The organism is Dokdonella fugitiva, from assembly GCF_014138265.1.
Lineage (GTDB): Bacteria > Pseudomonadota > Gammaproteobacteria > Xanthomonadales > Rhodanobacteraceae > Dokdonella_A > Dokdonella_A fugitiva_A.
The window spans coordinates 555113-576139 of sequence record NZ_JACGXL010000002.1 but is presented as its reverse complement, the minus strand read 5'-3'; the positions used below and the strand labels follow the sequence as shown (position 1 = coordinate 576139).

Annotated in this window: 21 protein-coding genes; 14 read left to right on the top strand and 7 right to left on the bottom strand. The window is 71.0% G+C overall.

The features are described 5' to 3' along the window. Window positions 1–32 precede the first annotated feature (32 nt). The 7 genes from FHW12_RS08675 (at window position 33) to FHW12_RS08645 (ending at window position 7305) form a co-directional block, all read left to right on the top strand. The gene (locus FHW12_RS08675; RefSeq protein ID WP_182530604.1) at window positions 33–1139 is read left to right on the top strand and encodes a PA0069 family radical SAM protein; all 1107 of its coding nucleotides are present in this window, start codon (window positions 33–35) and stop codon (window positions 1137–1139) included. Between the two features lie 47 nt (window positions 1140–1186). Then, complete coding sequence (locus FHW12_RS08670) at window positions 1187–1984, top strand: gamma-glutamyl-gamma-aminobutyrate hydrolase family protein (RefSeq protein ID WP_182530603.1); 798 nt, start codon at window positions 1187–1189, stop codon at window positions 1982–1984. 124 nt (window positions 1985–2108) lie between these two features. Beyond that, window positions 2109–4349, top strand: a complete 2241-nt coding sequence (locus FHW12_RS08665; protein WP_182530602.1) for a PEP-utilizing enzyme — start codon at window positions 2109–2111, stop codon at window positions 4347–4349. Continuing rightward, entirely contained in the window at window positions 4346–5098 is a 753-nt protein-coding gene (locus tag FHW12_RS08660; protein ID WP_182530601.1) for a class I SAM-dependent methyltransferase, read from the top strand. Before FHW12_RS08665 ends, FHW12_RS08660 begins: the two co-directional genes overlap by 4 nt. Next, a complete protein-coding gene (locus FHW12_RS08655; protein ID WP_182530600.1) occupies window positions 5095–5853 on the top strand; it encodes an NTP transferase domain-containing protein in 759 nt (252 codons plus the stop codon). Before FHW12_RS08660 ends, FHW12_RS08655 begins: the two co-directional genes overlap by 4 nt. After that, a complete protein-coding gene (locus tag FHW12_RS08650; RefSeq protein ID WP_182530599.1) occupies window positions 5844–6341 on the top strand; it encodes an adenylyl-sulfate kinase in 498 nt (165 codons plus the stop codon). The genes FHW12_RS08655 and FHW12_RS08650 overlap by 10 nt, the downstream gene beginning before the upstream one ends. Then, window positions 6334–7305 (top strand): sulfotransferase domain-containing protein, encoded by a 972-nt coding sequence (locus FHW12_RS08645; protein WP_182530598.1) that lies wholly within the window; start codon window positions 6334–6336, stop codon window positions 7303–7305. Before FHW12_RS08650 ends, FHW12_RS08645 begins: the two co-directional genes overlap by 8 nt. A 36-nt stretch (window positions 7306–7341) precedes the next feature. Here the strand turns inward: FHW12_RS08645 and lpxO are convergent, their stop codons facing one another. The 6 genes from lpxO to FHW12_RS08615 all read right to left on the bottom strand — a co-directional run bounded on the left by lpxO (window position 7342) and on the right by FHW12_RS08615 (window position 12554). Continuing rightward, window positions 7342–8244: a lipid A hydroxylase LpxO gene (lpxO, locus tag FHW12_RS08640; RefSeq protein WP_310735189.1), complete on the bottom strand. Its 903-nt coding sequence runs from the start codon at window positions 8242–8244 to the stop codon at window positions 7342–7344. A 100-nt stretch (window positions 8245–8344) separates the two neighbouring features. Further along, a complete protein-coding gene (locus tag FHW12_RS08635; protein WP_182530597.1) occupies window positions 8345–9520 on the bottom strand; it encodes an ABC transporter permease in 1176 nt (391 codons plus the stop codon). After that, window positions 9517–10251: an ATP-binding cassette domain-containing protein gene (locus FHW12_RS08630; protein WP_182530596.1), complete on the bottom strand. Its 735-nt coding sequence runs from the start codon at window positions 10249–10251 to the stop codon at window positions 9517–9519. The genes FHW12_RS08635 and FHW12_RS08630 overlap by 4 nt, the downstream gene beginning before the upstream one ends. Window positions 10252–10414: 163 nt before the next feature. Beyond that, a complete protein-coding gene (locus tag FHW12_RS08625; protein ID WP_259392935.1) occupies window positions 10415–11959 on the bottom strand; it encodes an alpha/beta hydrolase in 1545 nt (514 codons plus the stop codon). Window positions 11960–11964: 5 nt separating this feature from the next. After that, window positions 11965–12159, bottom strand: a complete 195-nt coding sequence (locus FHW12_RS08620; protein WP_182530594.1) for a helix-turn-helix transcriptional regulator — start codon at window positions 12157–12159, stop codon at window positions 11965–11967. Continuing rightward, a complete protein-coding gene (locus FHW12_RS08615) occupies window positions 12156–12554 on the bottom strand; it encodes a hypothetical protein (protein WP_182530593.1) in 399 nt (132 codons plus the stop codon). The genes FHW12_RS08620 and FHW12_RS08615 overlap by 4 nt, the downstream gene beginning before the upstream one ends. 308 nt (window positions 12555–12862) lie before the next feature. On the opposite strand from FHW12_RS08615, the gene FHW12_RS08610 reads away from it, so the two are divergent. Genes FHW12_RS08610 through FHW12_RS08595 form a run of 4 tightly spaced genes read left to right on the top strand, consistent with a single transcriptional unit; the run spans window position 12863 to window position 17427 of the window. Then, window positions 12863–13354: a Csu type fimbrial protein gene (locus tag FHW12_RS08610; RefSeq protein WP_182530592.1), complete on the top strand. Its 492-nt coding sequence runs from the start codon at window positions 12863–12865 to the stop codon at window positions 13352–13354. Between the two features lie 11 nt (window positions 13355–13365). After that, entirely contained in the window at window positions 13366–14106 is a 741-nt protein-coding gene (locus FHW12_RS08605; protein WP_182530591.1) for a fimbrial biogenesis chaperone, read from the top strand. Continuing rightward, complete coding sequence (locus FHW12_RS08600) at window positions 14084–16453, top strand: fimbria/pilus outer membrane usher protein (RefSeq protein WP_182530590.1); 2370 nt, start codon at window positions 14084–14086, stop codon at window positions 16451–16453. Before FHW12_RS08605 ends, FHW12_RS08600 begins: the two co-directional genes overlap by 23 nt. Next, window positions 16450–17427 (top strand): Csu type fimbrial protein, encoded by a 978-nt coding sequence (locus tag FHW12_RS08595; protein ID WP_182530589.1) that lies wholly within the window; start codon window positions 16450–16452, stop codon window positions 17425–17427. The genes FHW12_RS08600 and FHW12_RS08595 overlap by 4 nt, the downstream gene beginning before the upstream one ends. A gap of 6 nt (window positions 17428–17433) precedes the next feature. Here FHW12_RS08595 and FHW12_RS08590 read toward each other — a convergent pair whose 3' ends face one another. Next, complete coding sequence (locus FHW12_RS08590) at window positions 17434–18177, bottom strand: FAD-binding oxidoreductase (protein WP_182530588.1); 744 nt, start codon at window positions 18175–18177, stop codon at window positions 17434–17436. Window positions 18178–18261: 84 nt separating this feature from the next. Here FHW12_RS08590 and FHW12_RS08585 point away from each other — a divergent pair, with 84 nt between their 5' ends. The 3 genes from FHW12_RS08585 to FHW12_RS08575 all read left to right on the top strand — a co-directional run bounded on the left by FHW12_RS08585 (window position 18262) and on the right by FHW12_RS08575 (window position 20901). Next, entirely contained in the window at window positions 18262–19209 is a 948-nt protein-coding gene (locus tag FHW12_RS08585) for an ABC transporter ATP-binding protein (RefSeq protein ID WP_182530587.1), read from the top strand. Further along, entirely contained in the window at window positions 19206–19982 is a 777-nt protein-coding gene (locus FHW12_RS08580; protein WP_182530586.1) for an ABC transporter permease, read from the top strand. Before FHW12_RS08585 ends, FHW12_RS08580 begins: the two co-directional genes overlap by 4 nt. A gap of 220 nt (window positions 19983–20202) precedes the next feature. Further along, window positions 20203–20901, top strand: a complete 699-nt coding sequence (locus FHW12_RS08575) for a pirin family protein (RefSeq protein WP_182530585.1) — start codon at window positions 20203–20205, stop codon at window positions 20899–20901. The last annotated feature ends 126 nt before the right edge of the window (window positions 20902–21027 follow it).

Below are 21027 nucleotides of genomic sequence, written 5' to 3'. Positions count from 1 at the left end.
CCGCTGAGACGCGCCGGCGCATACTCGCCGCGATGAAACCGCGACCGCCGACCGACCCGAACCGCCTCGATGCGCCCGCACGCATCAAGGGCCGCGGCGCGGCGTCGAACCCCGAAGGCCGCTTCGAGGGCGTCGCGAAGACGCGCGAGGACGACGGCTGGCATCGCGACGACGAGCCCGCGCCGCGACCGGACACGGTCGTCACCGCGGAGCGCGCGCGCTCGATCATCAGCCGCAACGATTCGCCCGACATCCATTTCGAGCAGTCGATCAATCCGTACCGCGGCTGCGAACACGGCTGCGTCTACTGCTATGCACGCCCGTCGCACGCGTACCTGAACCTCTCGGCCGGCATCGACTTCGAGACCAAGCTGTTCGCCAAGACCAACGCCGCCGAACTCCTGCGCGTCGAACTCGCCAAGCGCGGCTACGCCTGCTCGCCGATCAACCTCGGCGCGAACACCGATCCGTACCAGCCGATCGAGCGTCGTTACCGCATCACGCGTTCGGTGCTGGAAGTGCTGGCCGAGTGCAATCACCCGTGCACGATCATCACGAAGAACGCATTGGTCGAGCGCGACCTCGACCTGCTCGTCCCGATGGCGAAGGCGCGCCTCGTGCACGCGTTCGTCTCGGTGACCTCGCTCGACAACCGCCTGTCGAGCACGCTCGAGCCGCGCGCGAGTGCGCCGCACCGGCGCCTGGAAGCCGTCGCCGCGCTGAACGCGGCGGGCGTGCCGTGCGGCGTGATGGTCGCACCGATCATCCCGATGGTGACCGACCGCTGGATCGAGCAGATCCTCGGGCGCGCCGCGGTGGCCGGCGCGCGCCACGCGGGCTACACGATCCTGCGCCTGCCGCACGAACTCAAGGACCTGTTCAAGGACTGGCTCGCGCTGAACGTGCCCGAACGCGCCGAGCACGTGATGAGCCTGATCCGCCAGATGCGCGGCGGCAAGGACAACGACGCGCGCTTCGGCTCGCGCATGCGCGGCGAAGGCGAGTTCGCCGAGCTCGTGCGCCAGCGCTTCCGGCTCGCCTGCCGTCGCCACGGCATCAACGCGCAACGCGAGCTCGGCCTCGACACGTCGCGGTTCGCGCCGCCGCGCGCGGCGTCGCCGCAGGGTGAACTGTTCTGAGCCGGACGCGCGCGCAGCGCTATGATCCGCCGACGCCGGAGGCGGCCATGCAAGCACGAGACGACATCCCTGCCGCGCGCATCGCCGTGGCGCCGCGCCTGTTCGGCGGCGATGCCGCCGCCGGCGGTGCGTGGACACGCCAGCAGGTGTTCTTCGAGCGCACGTTGCTCGATCGCCTCGCCGACGTGGGCGCACTCGTCGTCGGCACCGGCCTCGCCGCGACGCCGGCACGCGCGACGTCCGCGGCGATCGCGTATGCGCAATGCTGCGACGGGCTGCTCCTGCAGGGCGGCACCAACCTCGCCCGCTCGGCCGACGACCTCACGCCGCTGGACCGTGCGCGCGACGCGTTCGAGTTCGCCCTGCTCGAGGCGTTCCGCGCGCTCGGCAAGCCCGTGCTCGGCATCTGCCGCGGCCTGCAACTCATCAACGTCGCCTACGGCGGGACGCTGCGCGACCTCGACGCGACCGAGGCGAAGCACCACAGCGATCCGCCCGCCTACGCGGCGCACGCGCATCGCGTGTCCTTCAGCGAAGGCGGCCGGCTCGCGCAGCTGTACGGCATCGCCGGCGGTCGCGTCAGCTCCGCGCACCGCCAGGCGGTCGCACGCCTCGGCGATGGCCTCGTCGTCGAGGCGACCTGCGAGGCGGACAGCTGCATCGAGGCCGTCCGCGCGGACGCCGACGCATTCGTGCTCGGCGTGCAATGGCATCCCGAGTTCGACCATGACGGCGATGGTCGCATCGCCGGCGCGCACCTGCTGCACCATTTCGTCGACAGCGCGCGCGACGGACCGCCACGGGGAAGCCGGCCGCCGCCGCGAAGCGACGATACGACGCGCTGATCCGTCGGAAGCGCACGCGAGCGGCGCGCCGGAACGAACGACGCCGCACGCGGTCACCCAAGTGCAAGAAAAGTACATTGTCGCCACCTGCTAGACTCGCCGACGCACGACCCGACCCCTGCGCATGCAAGCAACCGCCGATACCCGCGACGCCGCGGATGCCATCCGCTGGCGCGGCAAGCGCGCCATGCTCGAATGGCTGCGACCGAGGACGCGACGCAGCCTCGTCGCCGACGGCATCGGCGTGGCGCGCACGTCCTGGCGGTCGGCGCGAGGGGAAACGCTGGACACGATCGCACGCCGGTTCGCCGGCGCGCGCATCGCCGTGCGCAGCGACGCCGCCGACGAGGACGCGGCCGGCGGCTCCGACGCGGGGCGCCATCGCAGCGTCCTCGCGGTCGACGCCGCCGACGGCGACGCGGTCGCGCGAGCGATCGATGCGGTGTTCGCCAGCTACGCGCGTTCCGATCCGCGCGACGAAGTGTTCGTGCAACTGCAGGTGGCGCCCGTGCGCCATGCCTGCGTGGCGTTCACGCACGCACTGCCCGACGCCGCGCCGTACTACGCGGTGAGCATCGCCGCGGGCCCGCGCACCGACGCGGTCACGCGCGGCGACGCCGACGTCGACACCTGGTACGTCGCGCGCGACCGCGCCGCAGCGGTCACGTTGCCGCGCGCGGTGCGCGACTGCCTCGATGCCTTGCGCGAAGTCGAAGCGATCACCGGCATGCAGCCGTGCGAGATCGAGCTCGCGCTCGACGTGGGCGGCAGCGCATGGCTACTGCAGGCGCGCGCACTCGCATGCCCGCGGCACGACGCGCACGCGACCACGACCGCGCGCCATGCGGTCGAATCCGCGCTCGCGCGCGAGGTCGCGCCGCCGTTGCTCGGCATGATGCCGGACTGGAATCCGGCCGAACTGCTGGGCGAGCATCCGCGTCCGCTCGCGCGCACCCTGTTCGACCGCCTCGTCACGCGCCGCGCGTGGTCGATCGGCCGCGCGGCGCTCGGCCATGCCGGCGGTGGACGCGACCTGCTGCGCTTCCACGCGGGGCGCCCGTACGTCGACGTGCGCACGAGCTTCCATTCGCTGCTGCCCGCGTCGCTCGACGCGGACCTCGGCGCGCGCCTTGTCGACGCGGCCTGCGCGCGCCTGCGCGCGCAGCCGCACCTGCACGACAAGGTCGAGTTCGAGGTGATGCCGGCCGCGCTCCATTTCGGTTTCGACGCGTGGTTCGCCGCGCGCTACGCCGGCGCGTTCGCCGCCGTGGACGTCGCCGCGCTCGCCTGCGCCCTGCGCGAGCCGATGCGTCGCGCGCTCGACCGCTCGCGCACGGCGCGACTGCATGCGAGTTTCGAGCGCGACCTGCGGCTGCAGGCACCTCCCGCGCATGACGGGGCACTCGCGCGCTGGCTAGGCCGGCTCGAGTTGCGCACGGCCGCGCGCTTCGCCGAAGCCGCGCGGCAGGCGTTCATGCTCGAAGCGATGATGCGCTCGGCGGTGGAGCACGGACTGCTCGACGCGGCCATCCTGCGCCAGCTGAGGTCCGGCGCGACGGCCGGCCGCGTCGGCGACGGCGACGACGACCACGTGCGTGCAGGTACCTTCGAGATCGCCGCGCCGACGCGACGCGAATGGAGGCTCGTGGCGGCTGCGCCCGCGCTGGCCGGTCCCGCGCCGCCACCGCGAGCGCCCGTCGCGACGCGCCTTGCCGCGGCCCTGCGCGGGCTCGGCGTCGAGGCGGACGCGCACGCGCTGTGCGCGCACTACGTCGACGTGCTGCGCACGCGCGAGTTCGGCAAGTTCGCGCTCGCGCGCGCGGTCTCGCTCGGCCTCGACGCGCTCGGCGAGCGCGCACGCATCTGCGGTATCGCGCGCGACGACGCTGGCTGGCTCGAACTCGACGCGCTGCTCGACCCGTTCGCCGATCCGCACCACCTGCACGCCGCGGTCGCCGCGGCACGCCGCCGACACGCGGTCGAAGCCGGCGTGCGCATGCCGCTGCTCATCGACGGTACGCGCCTCGACGTCGTGCACCACGCCGCAGGCCAGCCCAACTACGTCGGCCACGGCCGTATCCACGGCCGCGTCGCGCGCATCGAGGCGACGACGCATCCGGCGAGCGTGCCGCTGCGCTCGATCGTTGCGATCGCGAGCGCGGACCCCGGCTATGACTGGATCTTCCAGCGCCAGCCGCGCGCGCTGCTCACCGCGTTCGGCGGGCCCAATTCGCACATGGCGATCCGCTGTGCCGCGGCGGGCGTGCCCGCGCTGCTCGGCGTCGGTCCGGATGCCTTCCGTCGCATCGGCGGCGGCGCCACGCTAGCGATCGATTTCGAGGCACGCACATGGATGAAGGGATGAACGTCGCGCGCAGGCGCGACTGGGACTACGACGCGCTCGCCGCGCACTACCGGCTGCGCGCGCCGTACGACGCGGCTGCGCTCGACGCCGCGGTCGCGCGGTCCGCGCCACACGGCGCCGATTGCGTCGACATCGGCGCCGGCAGCGGCCGCCTCACGGCCGAGCTCGTGGTGCGCGGGCTGCGCGTGACTGCGGTCGAGCCGAGCGCGCCGATGCGCGCGATCGGCGAGCGCGAAGTCCCGGCCGCGCGCTGGATCGGCGCCGACGCCGAGCACTGCGGGCTCGACGCCGACTGCTGTTCCGTGCTCACGTTCGGTTCGTCGTTCAACGTGATGCCTGTGCGCAGCGCGCTCGACATCGCCGCGCGGCTGCTGCGGCCGCGCGGTGCGCTGCTCGTGCTGTGGAACCACCGTGACCTCGATGATCCGCTGCAGCAGCGCGTGCAAGCCGCGATCGAACGTCACGTGCCCGGCTACGCGCACGGCAGCCGCCGCGACGATCCGTCGGCGACGATCGAGGCCGACGGCCGCTTCGGCGCGGTCGAGCACATCGTCGGCCGGTTCATGCACCGCGTGCGCGCGGACGACTTCGTCGACGGCTTCCGTGCCCATGCCACGCTCGTGCGCCAGGCGGGTGCGGCGATGCCGGCCGTGCTCGATGCGATGCACTCCGCGCTCGCCGGCCACGCCGCGATCGACGTTCCGTTCACGACGCGCATCTGGCTCGCGTGGCGGCGCGAGAGCGCGTGACAGCCGCGATCGTCCTCGCCGCGGGGCGCGGTTCGCGCCTCGGGCGCCATGCGCGCCACCTGCCGAAGGCGCTCGTGCGCGCCGGCGGGCGGACGCTGCTCGACTGGCAACTGCAGGCGCTGCGCGCGAACGGGCTCGCACCGATCGTCGTCGTCGGTGGCTATCGCGCGACGCAGCTCGCGCGCGCCGGCGTCGAAGCCGTGCTCGCGCCGAGGTGGCACGAGACCGGCCCGCTCGCTTCGCTCGCTGCGGCGCAGCCGTCGCGCTTCGAGCAAGGTTTCCTGCTCGCCTACGCCGATTGCCCGCACCATCCCGCGAACATCGCCGCATTGCTCGACGCACGCGCGGACGTCGCGGTGGCGGGCGACCGGCAGTGGCAGCGGCTCTGGCGCGAGCGCCATGGCGACCCTCTCGTCGACGCCGAGACCTATCTCGCCGCGGACGGCCGCCTGCGCGCGATCGGCGCATGCCCGCGCTCGCTCGATGAGGTGCAGGCGCAGTTCGCCGGGCTCATCCGTTTCAGCGCCGCGGGCTGGGTGCGCGCTTCGTCGTTCGCGTGCGCCGCGCACGACGCGACCTCGCTGCTCGCGGCGATGCTGCGCGAGGGCGTCGATGTCGCCGACGTGCCGCTCGACGGACGCTGGTGCGAGATCGACAGCGCGGACGATCTTCGCCTGTGTCGTCGCCGCCTGCATGGGAACGCGCCGTGGAGCCACGACTGGCGCCCGCGCGCGGAGGACGGCGCATGGGCGTGATCTGGATCACCGGGCTACCCGGTGTCGGCAAGAGCAGCGCGGCAGCCGCTGTCGTCGCGCTGCTGCACGAGGCCGGCGAACATGCGCTTCTGCTCGACGGCGATCGCCTGCGCGCGGCGCTCGCGCCGCTCGGCGGCGGCTACGGCGAGCGCGACCGGCGGCGCCTAGCCGAGGTCTACGCCAATCTCGCCGCCGACGCGAGCGCGCAGGGAATCACCGCCGTCGTCGCGACGGTGTCGCTGTTCGCCGACGTGCATGCGCGCAATCGCGAACGCTTCGCGCGCTACCTCGAGGTGCTGCTCGCCTGCGACGAGGTCGAGCGCGAGCGCCGGCGCCCGCGCCCGGTCGACGGTGCACCCGAGGTCGGCCGCGACATTCCGGCCGAATGGCCGCTCGCGGCGGAGCTGCGCCTCGACAGCGGCACCGCATCGCCCGCGCAGATCGGCGCGCGCATCGTCGCGCGCTGGGGCGAGGCGCGCGATGCATGACCTGACGCGCTTCCACGCCGTGCCCGACCGGCCCGGCTACGACCGCTACACGATCGAGATCGCCTCGCCGGAGCTTCCGTGCGGCGCGTCCTGGCTCGCGAACTGCCTGATCGAACTCGGCGTGCCGGCGTGGAAGCCGTGGGGCAGCGACGACGCCACGCACTGGGCGACCGGCGACGACGGATCACACCGCTACGTCGGCGGCGACAACGGCTGGAGCCGGCTGCTGCCCGCCCTGCGCGACGGGCGCACGTTGCGTTTCCGCGCAGGCGCGTGCGTGCGCGTCCATCACGTCTGGCCCGGCGTGTATCCGGCGGCGGCGCGCCGCGTGCTGTTCGTGCGCGATCCGTGCGACGCGCTGTACTCGGACTGGCGCCGCCACCTCGCGCACGCTGGAACGACGCCGGATTTCCGCGCCTACTGCAATGCGCGCTACTTCCACTACCCGCTGTCGCGGCGCGACTACCTGCGCGTGTTCCTGCGCAGCTGGCGGCACGAGGCGGAGCGTTCCGACATCCGCGTCGTGCGCTTCGAGGACTATCGCGCGGATGCGCTCGCGACGCTCGCCGGCGTGGCCGCATGGCTCGGGCTCGACACGACGCCAGGCGAGCTCGCGCGCGCCGCGGACGCGTCGTCGGTCGAACGCGTCAAGGCCGAGGATCGCCGGCTGCTAGGGCTCGGCGTCGTCGACCGCACGCTCCTGCGCGGCGAGCCGCCGGGTGAGAGCACGCGCGAACTCGATGCGCCGACGATCGCCTGGCTGCGCGGTGCGTTCGCCGATGTCGACGACTGGCTCGGCTACGCGACCGGCGCGTCGCCGGTCGCCGAGCGCCCTTGCGACGACGGCTTGCACGAAGCGGTGATCGGCGCGCTGCATGCGGCGGGTATTCCGCTCGCGCGATCGGACCGGCTCGCGCTCGTGTTGCGCGACGCGCTCGCCGGTGTCACGCGCACCGACGCGTGACCCGCGCATGATCGACGCACGGGCACGGGAGCGCGATCAGGGACGGAACAGCAGCCAGGCGAGCGCGCCGATCACCCCGAACTTCACGATGTAGTAGACGTGCTTGTTCCATTCGCGCAGGCGCTTGGCCGGCTGGCGCAACTTGTAGAAGTAGCCGAACGCGCGGTTGAGGCCGCCGGTGCGGTCCGCATCGGTGTTCGGCGAACTCGCCGCAGCGACGAAGTTGCGCGCGACGAAGCGGTTGAGCGCGGTCGCCCAGCGCCAGCGCATCGGCCGCTCGATGTCGCAGAACAGGATGATGCGGTCGTGTTCTGTCGTGTTCTCGGCACGATGGATGTAGGTCTCGTCGAACATGACGGCCTCGCCGTCGCGCCAGCTGTAGCGTTCGCCGTCGACCTCGATGTAGCAGCGGTCGTCGCCGGGCGTGACCAGGCCGAGGTGGTAGCGCAGCGAGCCGGCGTACGGGTCGCGGTGGCGGCGCAGTTCGCCGCCGGGCGGGAGTTCGGCGAACATCGCGGCCTTCACCGTCGGGATCGCGCGCAGCAGTTCGGTCGTGCGCGGGCACAGTTCGCGCGCGGACGGATGCGCGTCGTCGTACCACTTGAGGTAGAAGCGCTTCCAGCCGCGGCGGAAGAACGAGTTGAAGCCGACGTCGTTGTGGCGGTCGGACGACTTGATCTGCTGCGCCGCGCGCAGCGCGAGCGCCTCCTCGCGGATCTCCTGCCAGCGCTCGCGCAGCGGCGCGAGTTCGGGGAAGCGCTCGACGCCGACGTAACGCCCGTTCGGCACGCCCGAACACGCGTACAGCAGCACGTTGAGCGGCGCCATGAAGGTCGAGTGGTCGGTGATCTGGCGGGTCAGGCGCAGCCGCACGCGACCACGGAAATGCACGTACGCCGCGCATGCGAGGAACACCACGAGGACGACCCACTTGATCACGCCAGCCTGCTCCGGCGGGCGAACGGCGCCCGCAGCCGCGTAGGATAGCGCCGAGCGCGCTGCGCCGCAGCAAGGCCGATCCTTCCTTGCCGCGGGCGCGTCAGGCCGAGATCGCGAGACGCTCGCTGCGGTAGACCCAGGCGGTGACGAGGCAGGCGAGCAGCGCGGCCAGCGCGGTCGCGCCGAAGCACAGGCCGAGCTGGTACGGCGCGATCGGGTCGCCGCGCAGCAGGCGCATGATCGATACCTGCTGGCCCATCAGCGGCACCGCGTACATCCAGCTCTGCGTCTTGAGCGGGAACAGCGACAGCAGCAGGGTCGGGATCACCGGCACGAACATCAGCAGCGAAAGGTAGGTCTGCGCCTCGCGGAAGCTCTTGGCGAACGCCGCGGCGAGCGTCTGCAGGCTCGCGAGCATCACCACCAGCGGCAACATCACGAACAGCGTCGCGAGCGCGAACGAGGCGCCGAGCTCGAGGCTCATGCCGAGTTTGGCGGTCGGCAGGAACCGTCCCGCGATCGAGAACGCGACGATGCTGAGCACGAGGCTGGTGAAGGCGAACGCGGCGGTCGCGCCGAGCTTGCCGGCGAGGATGCCGCCGCGGCCGACCGGGTTGACGAGCAGCGGCTCGAGCGACTGGCGCTCGCGTTCGCCCGCGGTGGTGTCGATCGCCAGCGCCATGCCGCCGATGAATACGCCCAGAATGAAGAAGTACGGCAGCATGCCGAACAAGGTGCCGCTGCGCGCCTGCGCGGTCGACTGGTCGCGCTCGGCCACGACCAGCGGCCGCGTCACGTTCGGCGACACGCCGCGCGCGACGAGGCGCAGCGCGCCGGTCTGCTGCGCGTACGCGTCGAGCAGTCCGTGCAGGCGCGCGACCGAACCTTGCGCGTCGCGCTGCGACTGGTCGTAGACGAGCTCGACCTGCGCCGGATCGCCCTTCGCCCAGGCCTCGGCGTAGCCGGCCGGGATGCGCAGCACGAGGTCAACGTCCTGCTCGCGCACCGCGCGCTCGGGATCGGCCGGCGCGTCCTTGATTTCTACGCCCGCGCGCCGCAGCGCAGCGACGAGGTTGGGTGCGTTGGCCGCGCCCGCGACCGGTACCGGCAGCGGCTTGTCGGCCTTGTCGAGTTCGCGCGTGATCGCCGCGTTGATGATGAGCACGAACATCAGCGGCGCCAGCAGCGGCCCGGTCAACAGCGTGTTGATCACGGTGCGGCGGTCGCGCAGGTTCTCGCGCACTTCCTTCCAGAACACGGTCAGTGCGGCTCTCATGCGGCGAGTCCTTCTTCCGAACCGATGATCTTCACGAACGCGTCCTCGAGCGTCGCCGCGCCGGTCTGCTCGCGCAGCGCCTCGGGCGCGGCGTCGGCGACGACGCGGCCGCGCGCGATGACGACGATGCGGTCGCACAGCGCGCCGACCTCCTGCATGATGTGGCTGGAGAACAGCACGCAGCGTCCTTCCTGCTTGAGGCGCAGCATGAACGTGCGCATCGCGCGCGTCGCCATGACGTCGAGGCCGTTGGTCGGCTCGTCGAGGATCACGTTGCGCGGATCGTGCACGAGTGCGCGCGCGATCGCGGTCTTCACGCGTTGCCCCTGCGAGAAGCCTTCGGTGCGTCGGTCCACGATGTCGCGCATGTCGAGTGCGGCGACGAGGGCGTCGATGCGCCGGCGACGCGTGTCCGCGTCGATGTCCTGCAGGCGCGCGAAGTACTCGATGTTCTCGTACGCGGTGAGGCGCTTGTACAGGCCGCGCGCGTCGGGCAGCACGCCGAGGCGGCGACGCACCGCCGCGGCGTCGCCGGCGGCATCGATGCCGTCGACGAGCACCTCGCCGCGGTCGGGCCGCATCAGCGTGTAGAGCATGCGCAAGGTGGTCGTCTTGCCGGCGCCGTTCGGGCCGAGCAGGCCGGTGATCTCGCCGTCGCGCGCGACGAACGAGACGCCGTCGACCGCGGTCACCGCGCCGAACGCCTTGTGCAGGTCGCGGGCTTCGATCATGGTGCGCCATCCTTGCCGAAGGACGAAGACGGCCCGTCCTGGACCGTCTTCGTCTCGCTGCGTCCGGCGCAGGTCCGGACGCGGCTCCGACGCAGCCTCGTCGGCTGCGCGGCGCGCCCTCCGTGGCGCGCACTGCGACGGCACCACACGGCACTCGAAACGTTCATGGCGCGGCTCCGTTGAAGTCGATGAATGCGGGTTGCGCGGAGAAGTCGGCGATGCAACCGGCATCGAGCGCGGCGGCGTCGAGCGTGTCGACGAAGCGCGCGACGAGCTTGGGCAGGCAACCGCGTCCCATCACGCTGTGGCCCTGTCCCTTCGCGACGAGCACGCGGCCGTGCGGCAAGGTCTTGGCGATCTGCTCGGCGTAACGCGGCGGCGTCACCGGATCGAATTCGCCCGCGAGCAGCAGCACCGGCTTGTCGCTCGCGAACGCTGCATGGAAATCGTCCGCGCGTGCACCGTGCGGCCAGATCGTGCACTGCGCGCGCAGGGTATCGACGAACTCGCTGCCGAGCAGGGTCGTGGCATCGTCGCCGGACGCCGGCAGCAGGTCGGCGTCCTCGCTGCAGATCACCGACAGCTGCATCGCGTTCTCGGCGAGGCTTTCGAGGTCGCGGCCGAGCATGCGGATCTGCCCCGCGAGCGAGGCGTAGTCGCCGGCCTGCGCGCGCGCGATACCGAGTGGCAGCAGCGCGCTCGTCTCGGGCAGGTACGCGTACATGCGCACGAGGCCGGCCAGCACGGCGGGGCCGAGCTTCATCGTGCGCTGCGCATGGTCGAACGGGTCGCGATAGGCGACTTCGACCGGTCGCGCGCGCAACGTTTCGCGCAGATGCAGCAGGTTCGCCCACGGATCGCCGTACGCCTTCGCGCACGCGGGCGCGGCCTTGCACGCGGCGAACTGCGCCTGCAGCGCGACGTCGAGGTTGCGCGCGAACTCGGCGCCGAGCGCGTGCTCATTCGGCACCGCACTGTCGAGCACGATGCTGCGCACGCCCCGCGGGTAGCGCGCCGCGTATTGCTGCGCGACGCGCGTGCCGTAGGAGACGCCGACGAGGTCGAACTGCGGCGAGCCGAGCGCGGCGCGCACCGCTTCGAGGTCGCGCAGTGCGTCGCCGGTCGTGTAGAAGCGCGGATCGGCGTGCTTCGACACCGCGTCGAGGCAGGCGCGCGTGCGTGCGCGCACGCGCTCGAGGTCGAACGGCTGCTCGGTGTCGTCGCCGTCCTCACCCTTGCAGTTCAGCGCGTTCGAGCCGCCGGTGCCGCGCTGGTCGAGCAGCAGCACGTTGCGGTGCTCGAGCAGCGGTGCGAAGCCCCCGCGCGCGCGCGGCCAGGCCTCGGTCGCGGCCTGGCCCGGGCCACCCGCGAGCAGCACGACGAGGTCGCGCTCGGCCAGCGGCGCGTTGCCGCGCACGAGCGCGAGCTTGAGGTCGATACGGCGGCCGTCCGGGTGCTGCCAGTCCTCGGGCACCTGGAACGGCGCGCACCATGCCGGCGTCGTCGCCGCGGTCTGGTCGGTCTCGAGCTCGCACGGCGCGAACGCGAGCGTACCGAGCGTGAAGCCGCGCTCGCCCGGCTTCTGCACGAGGTCGGCACCGGGCGCCGCGCCACCGCCGTGGTCGGCCGGGCGCCAGAGCGCCTTGCCGGCGACGGCGGCGACCGCGAGCGCGATCGCGGCGGCCTTGAGGGCGTTGCGGGAGTCCATCGTTCTCATTCCTCCGGGTGGAAGATCGCTTCGATCGGCTTGCGGAACAGGCGCGCGATGCGGAACGCGAGCGGCAGGCTCGGGTCGTACTTGCCCGTCTCGATCGCGTTGACGGTCTGGCGCGACACCGCGAGCTGCTCGGCGAGTTCGCCCTGCGACCAGCCCTTCGCCTCGCGCAACGCGCGCACCTGGTTGTTCATCGATAACGCCAGTGCGCCCACAGTTGCGCGAGCAGGTAGACGCCGATCAGCACCGGCGACGCGAGGATCATGCGCACGGGCAGCACGCCGGCACCATCGAGCAGGCCGAGCGCGAGCAATACGGGGATGCCGAGCGCGAGCGCCGTGGTGGCCGCCTCGAGCTCGATCCGCTGGCGCAATTCGTCGGCGGCACGGATGCGGCGGAACTCGAGCACGACGAAGCCGAGCACGGGCGGTACCGGCGCGAGCGCCGCGGCGGCGCGTGCCCACGGCGTCGTGAAGCCCGGGCCGAACACCAGCGCGAGCGCGATCGAGCCGAGATAGAGCGTCATCAGCAGCGCGCTGAGCCGCCAGTAGCGTGGCGTCGCGCCGGCGCAGAAGTACTCGCGGAGCATGCGGGTCGCCTGTCAAGTTCGCTTGACATCATGCTGCGCCGGGAGCCAGCCGCGTGTCAAGCACCCTTTACATGCGTCCGCGCAGAATGCCGCAGTTGCGCAAATTTGGCCCAGGCCAGGCGCGAATGCGACGCCGGCTGCGCCCCTACGCCCGCGGATTGTCAGGCTCTGCCGAAATGTGACGGCGTTCTCATTTGGCACACCCCTTGCTTAAGCCTACGCACCTGCGCTTGCCGACGATCCGAAGGGGTCGATTTCGCCTGATGCGGGGCTCCGTCCTCCGGGACATTCGAAAAAAGGCTCAGCACATGAACGTCAAACTCTCCGGCGCGATCGCGCTGGCTGCCCTCGGCTTCGCCTTCGCCACGGCGCAGGCCGCGACCGTCACCAACTCGATGCCGGTCAAGATCACGATCCAGAACGCTTGCAACGTCACCACCACCGCGCCGACCACGCTCGACTTCGGCACCCAGGGTCCGCTGGTCGCGAACATCGACCAGACCTCGACGATCACCGTCACCTGCACCAACCTCGCTCCCTACAACGTGGGCCTCAACGGCGGCGTCAGCGGCAGCGTGACCGCGCGCACGATGCTGAACGGCACGACGCCGGTGAACTATTCGCTGTTCCGCGACAGCGCGCGTACCCTGAACTGGGGCAACACCGTCGGCACCGATACACTCGCCGGCACGGGCAACGGCTCCGCGCAGTCGGTCACCGTCTACGGCCGCGTTCCGCCGCAGACGACCCCGGCCGCCGGCGTCTACACCGACAACGTCACGGTCACGGTCACCTACTGAGGTTCGCCACCATGCGTCGGAACGTCGTCTGCGGCATCGTCCTGGCGGCATTGCTCACGACGGCGGGCAAGGTGGGTGCGTCCGGTCTGCAGGTCGCACCCATCGGCCTCGAACTCACGCCTTCGAGTTCGGCGCAGGGGCTTTGGCTGACCAATACCGGCGATCGCGAATTGCGCGCGCAGGTGCGCGTGTTCCACTGGACCCAGGCGAGCGGCAAGGACGACCTCGCCGCGAGCCAGGGCCTCGTCGCGAGTCCGCCGATGCTCGAACTCGCACCCGGCGCACGCCAGCTGGTGCGGATCATCCGCACCGGCGGCGCGTCGTCCGGTGGCAACGAGGACGCGTTCCGCGTACTCGTCGACGAACTTCCGCAGGCCGCGCAGGCGCAATCGAGCGGCCTGCAGTACGTGCTGCGCTATTCGATCCCGGTGTTCGTCGCCGGCGCACCGGCCTCCGATGCCGACGTCGCCGCGGCCCTGCAGTGGTCGATCGAGCGCGAAGGCAACGGCGCGGCGCTGGTCGTGCGCAACCCGGGCACGCGCCACGCGCAGATCAGCGATTTCGAACTCCATGGCGGCAGCGGCGACGCGCTCGAATCGGCGACGGGCCTGTACGGCTACGTGCTGCCGGGCATGACGATGCGCTGGCCGCTCAAGGCGACGCCGGACCGCCTCGGCGGCCCGCTCGCGATCAAGGCGAAGATCAATGGCAAGGCGATCGATCAGGCACTTGCGGTCGGCCTGTCTCGCTAGCGCCCTGCTGCACGGGCTCGCGACCGCGGCGCCGGATCCCGGCCCGACGCCCGACCCGGTGCCGGACCCGTCGAGCCTCACGGTCATTCCCGAGCGCGCGTCCGCGGGCATCGGACAGGACCTCTACCTCGAGGTCGTGCTGAACGGCAATCCGACGCGCAAGATCGCGCATTTCATGCGCGACGGCGAACGCCTGCGCGCGAGCGCGGCGACCCTGCGCGAACTGGGCTTCCGCCTGAAGGGTCGCGAGGGCGATGCCTCGCTCGACCTGCGCGAGATCGCCGGCACCTCGTTCCGCTACGACGAGGAGCGCCAGCGCGTCGAGATCGATGCGCCGGCCGACCAGCTCGACCAGGCGACCTCCGTGCTCAACGCGACCGTCGCCGTGGTGCCCGAACCGCAGGCTTCGCCGGGCGCGCTGCTCAACTACGACCTGTACGGCACGCGCGACCAGCACGACGCACTCGGGCTGTCCGCATTCGCCGAGCTGCGCCTGTTCAACGCCTGGGGCGTGCTGTCGACCACTGCGCTCTCGCGCGTGACCGATTCGCCGGGCAGCGGCTGGGGCGCCGATTCGATGCGTCTCGACACGACCTTCAGCCACTCGTTCGTCGATCGCGCGCTGACCCTGCGCATCGGCGACGCGGTCAGCGGCAACCTGTCGTGGACGCGCGCGACGCGCTTCGGCGGCATCCAGCTGCAGCGCAACTTCGCGCTGCAGCCCGATCTCGTCACGTTCCCGGTGCCGGCGTTCTACGGCCAGGCGACGCTGCCGTCGACGGTCGACCTCTACATCAACGGCCTCAAGCAATACAGCAGCCCGGTGCCGGCCGGGCCGTTCCAGCTCAACACGGTGCCGATCGTCAACGGCAACGGCCAGGCGCAGGTCGTGATCACCGATGCGATGGGCCGGCAGAACACGCTCGATTTCTCCTTCTACACGGCCAACCAGCTGCTGCGCAGCGGGCTCAGCGACTTCTCGTTCGAAGCCGGCTACGTGCGCAAGGGATACGGCGTCACCTCGTTCTCCTACGCGCACGACCCGGCCGCGAGCGGCAGCTGGCGCTACGGCCTCACCGACTGGCTCACCGTCGAAAGCCACGCCGAAGCGAGCGCCGGCCTCGCCAACGCGGGCGCGGGCGCGGTGCTCGGCGTCGGCCGCGCCGGCATCGTCAACCTCGCGCTCGCGGGCAGCCGCGACCACGGCGACGACGGCACGCAGGCGCAGCTCGGCTACACCTGGCGCAACGACCACTTCAACTTCTCGCTCGACAGCACGCGCACGTTCGGCGGCTACCGCGACGTCGCCGCGGCATTCGGCCGCGCGCCGCCGCGCCGCTCGGACCGTGCGCTCGCGGGCGTCATGCTCGGCCGCGCCGGCAGCCTCGGCGTCAGCTACGTCGAGCAGCGCTATCCGGGCGAGGAACGCACGCGCTTCGCGAGCGGCTACTACTTCCTCGCACTCGGTCGCCGCTGTTCGTTCAGCCTGAGCGCGAACCAGAACCTCGACGACCACCGCGATCGCAGCGTGTTCGCCGGGCTCACCTTCAGCTTCGACGACAACCGCTCGCTCGGCCTGTCCGCGCAGCACGACGCCAACGGCAACACCGTGGTGGTCGACGCGAACCGCCCGATCAATCCCGACGGCGGCTACGGCTGGCGCGTGCGCGCCGAGGACGGCAGCAACGGCCACGGCGGCCAGGCCGAGGTCGGCTATCGCGCCGAACAAGTGCAGCTGCTCGCCGGCATCGAGAACCGCGACGACGAAACGCGCGCGTACGCCGACGCCGCCGGCGCGCTCGTGTTCATGGACGGCCAGCTGTTCGCCTCGCGGCGCATCGACGACGCGTTCGCGGTGGTGTCGGCGAACGGCGTCGGTGGCCTGCCCGTGCTGCTCGAGAACCGCCCGATCGGCACCACCGACGCGCGCGGCGACCTGCTCGTCACGCCGCTCAATGCGTACCAGCGCAACAAGCTGTCGATCGACCCGATGCAGCTGCCGGCGGACGTGCGCATCGACCGCGTCGACGCGCAGGTGACGCCGTCCGACCGCGCCGGCATGCTCGTGCGCTTCGGCGTCGAGACCGTGCGCGCCGCGTCGATCGTGCTGCACGACGCGAACGGCAAGCCGCTGCCGGTCGGCAGCCTCGTCAGCCTCGCCGGCAAGCCGGCGTCGGCGACCGCGGTCGGCTACGACGGCGTCGTCTATCTCGAAGGCCTCGCCGACCACAACACGCTCGCGGTGCAGACGCCGACCGGTACCTGCTCGGTCGGCTTCGACTACCGTGCGCCGGCCCACACGGTGCCGGTGATCGGCCCGCTCGCATGCACCGGGAGTCCGCGATGAAACCGTCCCTCCGCATCCTGCTCGTGCTGCTGCTCTCGGCCGGCGGCACGCAGGCGCTCGCCCAGAACGTCGCCTGCAGCGCGACGATGAGCAATGTCGCGTTCGGCACGGTCAACCCGCTGTCGAGCCTGACCACCGCGAACGCGACGCTCAACTACACCTGCACCAACAGCGCGACGTCGACGCGCTACGCGACGGTCTGCTTCAGCATCGGCGACGGCGCGCAGGGCTCGGGCCAGACCAATCCGCGCGAGATGCAGGATGGTGCGGCCGACGTGCTGCAGTTCCAGCTGTACCAGAATGCGTCGTACTCGACCGTCTGGGGCAGCAGCTTCTTCGGCGTGTTCAACACGCCGTACATGGTCAACCTGACCATTCCGCGCCGCACCGGCGGCACCAACGGCTCGGTCAGCGGCAGTGCGACGATGTACGGCCGCGTCAACGCCGGCCAGGCCGGCGCGATCCCGGGCAGTTACCAGGACAGTTTCGCGGGCGGCCATACCGCGCTCACGATCAACGAAGCGATCGGCTCGCCGCCGGGCAGCTGCGACACGACGATCGACAGCAACTTCGGCTTCACCGTGACCGCGACCGTCGCCAAGCAGTGCAGCGTGACCGCGACGACGCTCGACTTCGGCACGGTCGGCCTGCTGCTCGCCAACACGCTCGGTACCTCGACGATCGGCGTGCAGTGCTCGAGCGGCAGCGCCTGGAACGTCGGCCTCGACAAGGGCAGCAACGGCGCCTCGATCACCACGCGCAAGATGGCGTCGGGCGCGAACCTCGTCGGCTACCAGCTCTACTCGAACGCGGCACGCACGACCGTATGGGGCGACACGGTCGGCAGCAACACGGTCGCAGGCACCGGCAACGGCAGCGTGCAGAACCTCACCGTCTACGGCAGCGTGCCGGCGCAGACGACGCCTGCGGCCGGCACCTACAACGACACGATCACCGTCACGGTGACCTACTGACCCCGCTCAGCGCGAGGAGACGTACTTCTCGCGGCGGATGTGCGGTACCGGCAACCCGGCCTCCTTGAGCAGCGCGAACGCCTCGTCGACCATGTTCGGGTTGCCGCACAGGTAGGCGATGTCGTTCGCCGCGTTCGGGCCGAGCTCGCCGAGCGCGACCTGCGCGCGGCCATGGCGGTCGTGCGGGCGCGGCACCGCGCGCGGCGTGCGGCTGAGGCAGGGATGGAACGTGAAGCCGGGCACCTCGCGCGCGAACGCCTCGAATTCGTCGCCGTAGAGCAGCTCGGTCTCGTTGCGCGCGCCGTAGACGAGCGCGAACGTGCAGCCGCGCGATTGCGTCAGCGCGCGGATCTGCGGCAGCATCGCGCGGTACGGCGTCACGCCGGTGCCGGTCGCGACGAGCAGGTAGCGCGAGTTGGTGTCGCCGTCCATGAGGCAGAAGCGCCCGTAGGGACCGCTCGCCTCGATCGTGCCGCCTTCGTCGAGCGTCGACAGCAGCTCGGTCGCGGCGCCGCCCTCGACGTAGGACACCGCGATCTCGATGCGCTGCACCGGCGCCTTGCCGTCGCCGACGGTCGCGACCGAGTAGCTGCGCTTGGTCGGCTTGCCGTCGGCGTAGTGGAAGTGGATCTGCAGGAACTGGCCGGGCACGAACGCGAACGGCGTGCCGTCCTCGCGTTCGAACGCGAGGTGGCGGACGGTGGGGGCGAGCATGTGGCTCGCGGCGAGGCGGAGCTTGAAATGTTCCATCGAGGCAGCAGGTAGGACGCGCAAAACGGCCCGCTATACTACCAGCAGCCGCCAAACGACCCCGCCCCGGCGATCCCAGGCTCCATGACCACGACCCCCGCGCTCGACGTCGTCGAGCTGAAGAAGACCTACGCGAACGGCGTCGAGGCGCTCAAGGGCGTCTCGCTCCGCGTCCAGCCCGGCGATTTCTTCGCCCTGCTCGGCCCGAACGGCGCCGGCAAGTCGACCCTGATCGGCATCCTGTCCTCGCTCGTCAACCCGAGCAGCGGCGACGCGCGCATCTTCGGCGTGTCGATCCGCGAGCAGCGCAGCGCCGCGATGCGCCTGATCGGCCTGGTGCCGCAGGAGCTCAACTTCAACATGTTCGAGAAGCCGTTCGACATCTGCGTGAACCAGGCCGGCTTCTACGGCATCCCGCGCGCGGAAGCGGGCGAGCGCGCCGAGAAGTACCTCAAGCAGCTGCAGCTGTGGGACAAGGCGTTCCAGCCCGCGCGCACGATGTCGGGCGGCATGAAGCGGCGCCTGATGATCGCGCGCGCGATGATGAGCGAGCCGAAGCTGCTGATCCTCGACGAGCCGACGGCCGGCGTCGACATCGAGATCCGCCGCTCGATGTGGAAGTTCATCAGCGCGATCAATGCCGCCGGCACCACGGTCATCCTCACCACGCACTACCTCGAGGAAGCCGAACAGCTCTGCCGCAACATCGCCATCATCGACAAGGGCCGCATCATCGAGAACACCACGATGAAATCGCTGCTGTCCAAGCTCGACGTCGAGACCTTCGTGCTCGACCTCGAACGCCCGTGCGCGAACCTGCCCGAGGTGCCCGGCGTCGCGTTCAGCCGCGTCGACGACGTGACGCTCGAAGCCGAGATGTCGCGCGAGCACGACCTCAATTCGATGTTCGCCGCGCTCACCGAGCGCGGCATCGCGGTGCGCTCGATGCGCAACAAGGCGAACCGGCTGGAGGAGCTGTTCGTGCGCCTGGTCGAAACCGGCAGTGCCGACGCCGGCAAGGCGGCCGCATGAGCGCGAACCCGAATGTCGTCGCGTTCGGCACGATCACGCGCCGCGAAGTCGTGCGCATCCTGCGCATCTGGATGCAGACGCTGCTGCCCTCGGCGATCACGATGACGCTGTACTTCGTCATCTTCGGCCGCATGGTCGGCAGCCGCATCGGCGAGATCGCCGACGGCATCCAGTACATCGACTACATCGTGCCCGGCCTGATCATGATGGCGGTGATCACGAACAGCTACGGCAACATCTCCTCGTCGTTCTTCGGATCCAAGTTCGGCCGCTACGTCGAGGAGATGCTCGCCTCGCCGATGCCGAGCTGGGTCATCCTCGCCGGTTACGTCACCGGCGCGGTGCTGCGCGGCCTCATCGTCGCGCTGATCGTGCTCGCGATCTCGCTGTTCTTCACGCGCATCCACCTGTACCACCCATGGATCACGCTCTCGACCGTGCTGCTCACCGCGATCGTCTTTTCGCTGGCCGGCTTCGTCAACGCGGTCTATGCGAAGAAGTTCGACGACATCGCGCTGGTGCCGACCTTCGTGCTGACGCCGCTGACCTACCTCGGCGGCGTGTTCTATTCGGTGAACCAGCTCGGCTCGCCGTGGCGCGAGATCAGCCACGCGAACCCGATCCTCTACATGGTCAACGCGTTCCGCTACGGCCTGCTCGGCATCAGCGACATCCCGATGTGGACCGCCTACGCGGTCATGCTCGCGTTCGCGGTCGTGCTCGCAGCGATCGCGCTGACCCTGCTGCGCCGCGGCGTCGGCCTGCGCAGCTGACGGCGGAAGCCCGCCTGTGGGAGCGGCGGAAGCCGCGATGCCTTGAGGGCCGAGGGCTGCGGGTTGAAGAGCATCGCGGCTTCCGCCGCTCCCACGATGCTTGCAGGCCGGCGTGCATCCCCGTGAACACTGCGTCACCGCCGCACCGACTGGTCCGCGCGTCGCGCGCACCCTACCTTGGGCGTCAGCGGTGCCCGGTGCGGGCACGAAGGAAACGACGATGATCGAACGCAGACCATTCAACCAGCTCGGCGGAGCCGACCACGGCTGGCTCAAGGCGAAGCACCATTTCTCGTTCGCGGGCTACCACGACGCCTCGCGCATGGGCTGGGGCAACCTGCGCGTGTGGAACGACGACGAGATCGCCGCGCAGAGCGGCTTCCCGCCGCATCCGCACGCGGACATGGAGATCATCACCTACGTGCGCGACGGCGCGATCACCCATCGCGACAACCTCGGCAACCAGGGCCGCACCGCCGCCGGCGACGTGCAGGTCATGAGCGCGGGCAGCGGCATCCAGCATGCCGAGTACAACCTCGAGGACGAGACGACGCGCATCTTCCAGATCTGGATACTGCCGACGCGCCGCGGCGGTTCGCCGTCGTGGGGCGCGCGACCGTTCCCGAAGGGTGACCGATCGGGCCGCTTCGTCACGCTCGCCAGCGGCATCGCCGGCGACGGCGACGCGCTGCCGATCCGCACCGACGCACGCGTGCTCGGCGCGACGCTCAAAGCCGGCGAATCGGTGCGCTACGAGCTCGGCGCGGGTCGCCACGCCTATCTCGTGCCCGCCGCGGGCAGCGTCGAGGTGGACGGCTTGCGCGTCGATGCGCGCGACGGCGCGGCGATCCGCGACGTCGACGCGTTCGAGGTCACCGCCCTCGCCGACGCCGAGGTCGTGCTCGTCGACAGCGCGTGACCCTGCGACCGGCGTGGCGCCGATGCGCCACGCCGGCGAGATCCCGGGGCGCGGAATCCCTGCAGGTACCGTCGCCGGCGCGAGTCGCCTATCATGCGCAAGGTAGTTGTCCGGACGAGGACACGA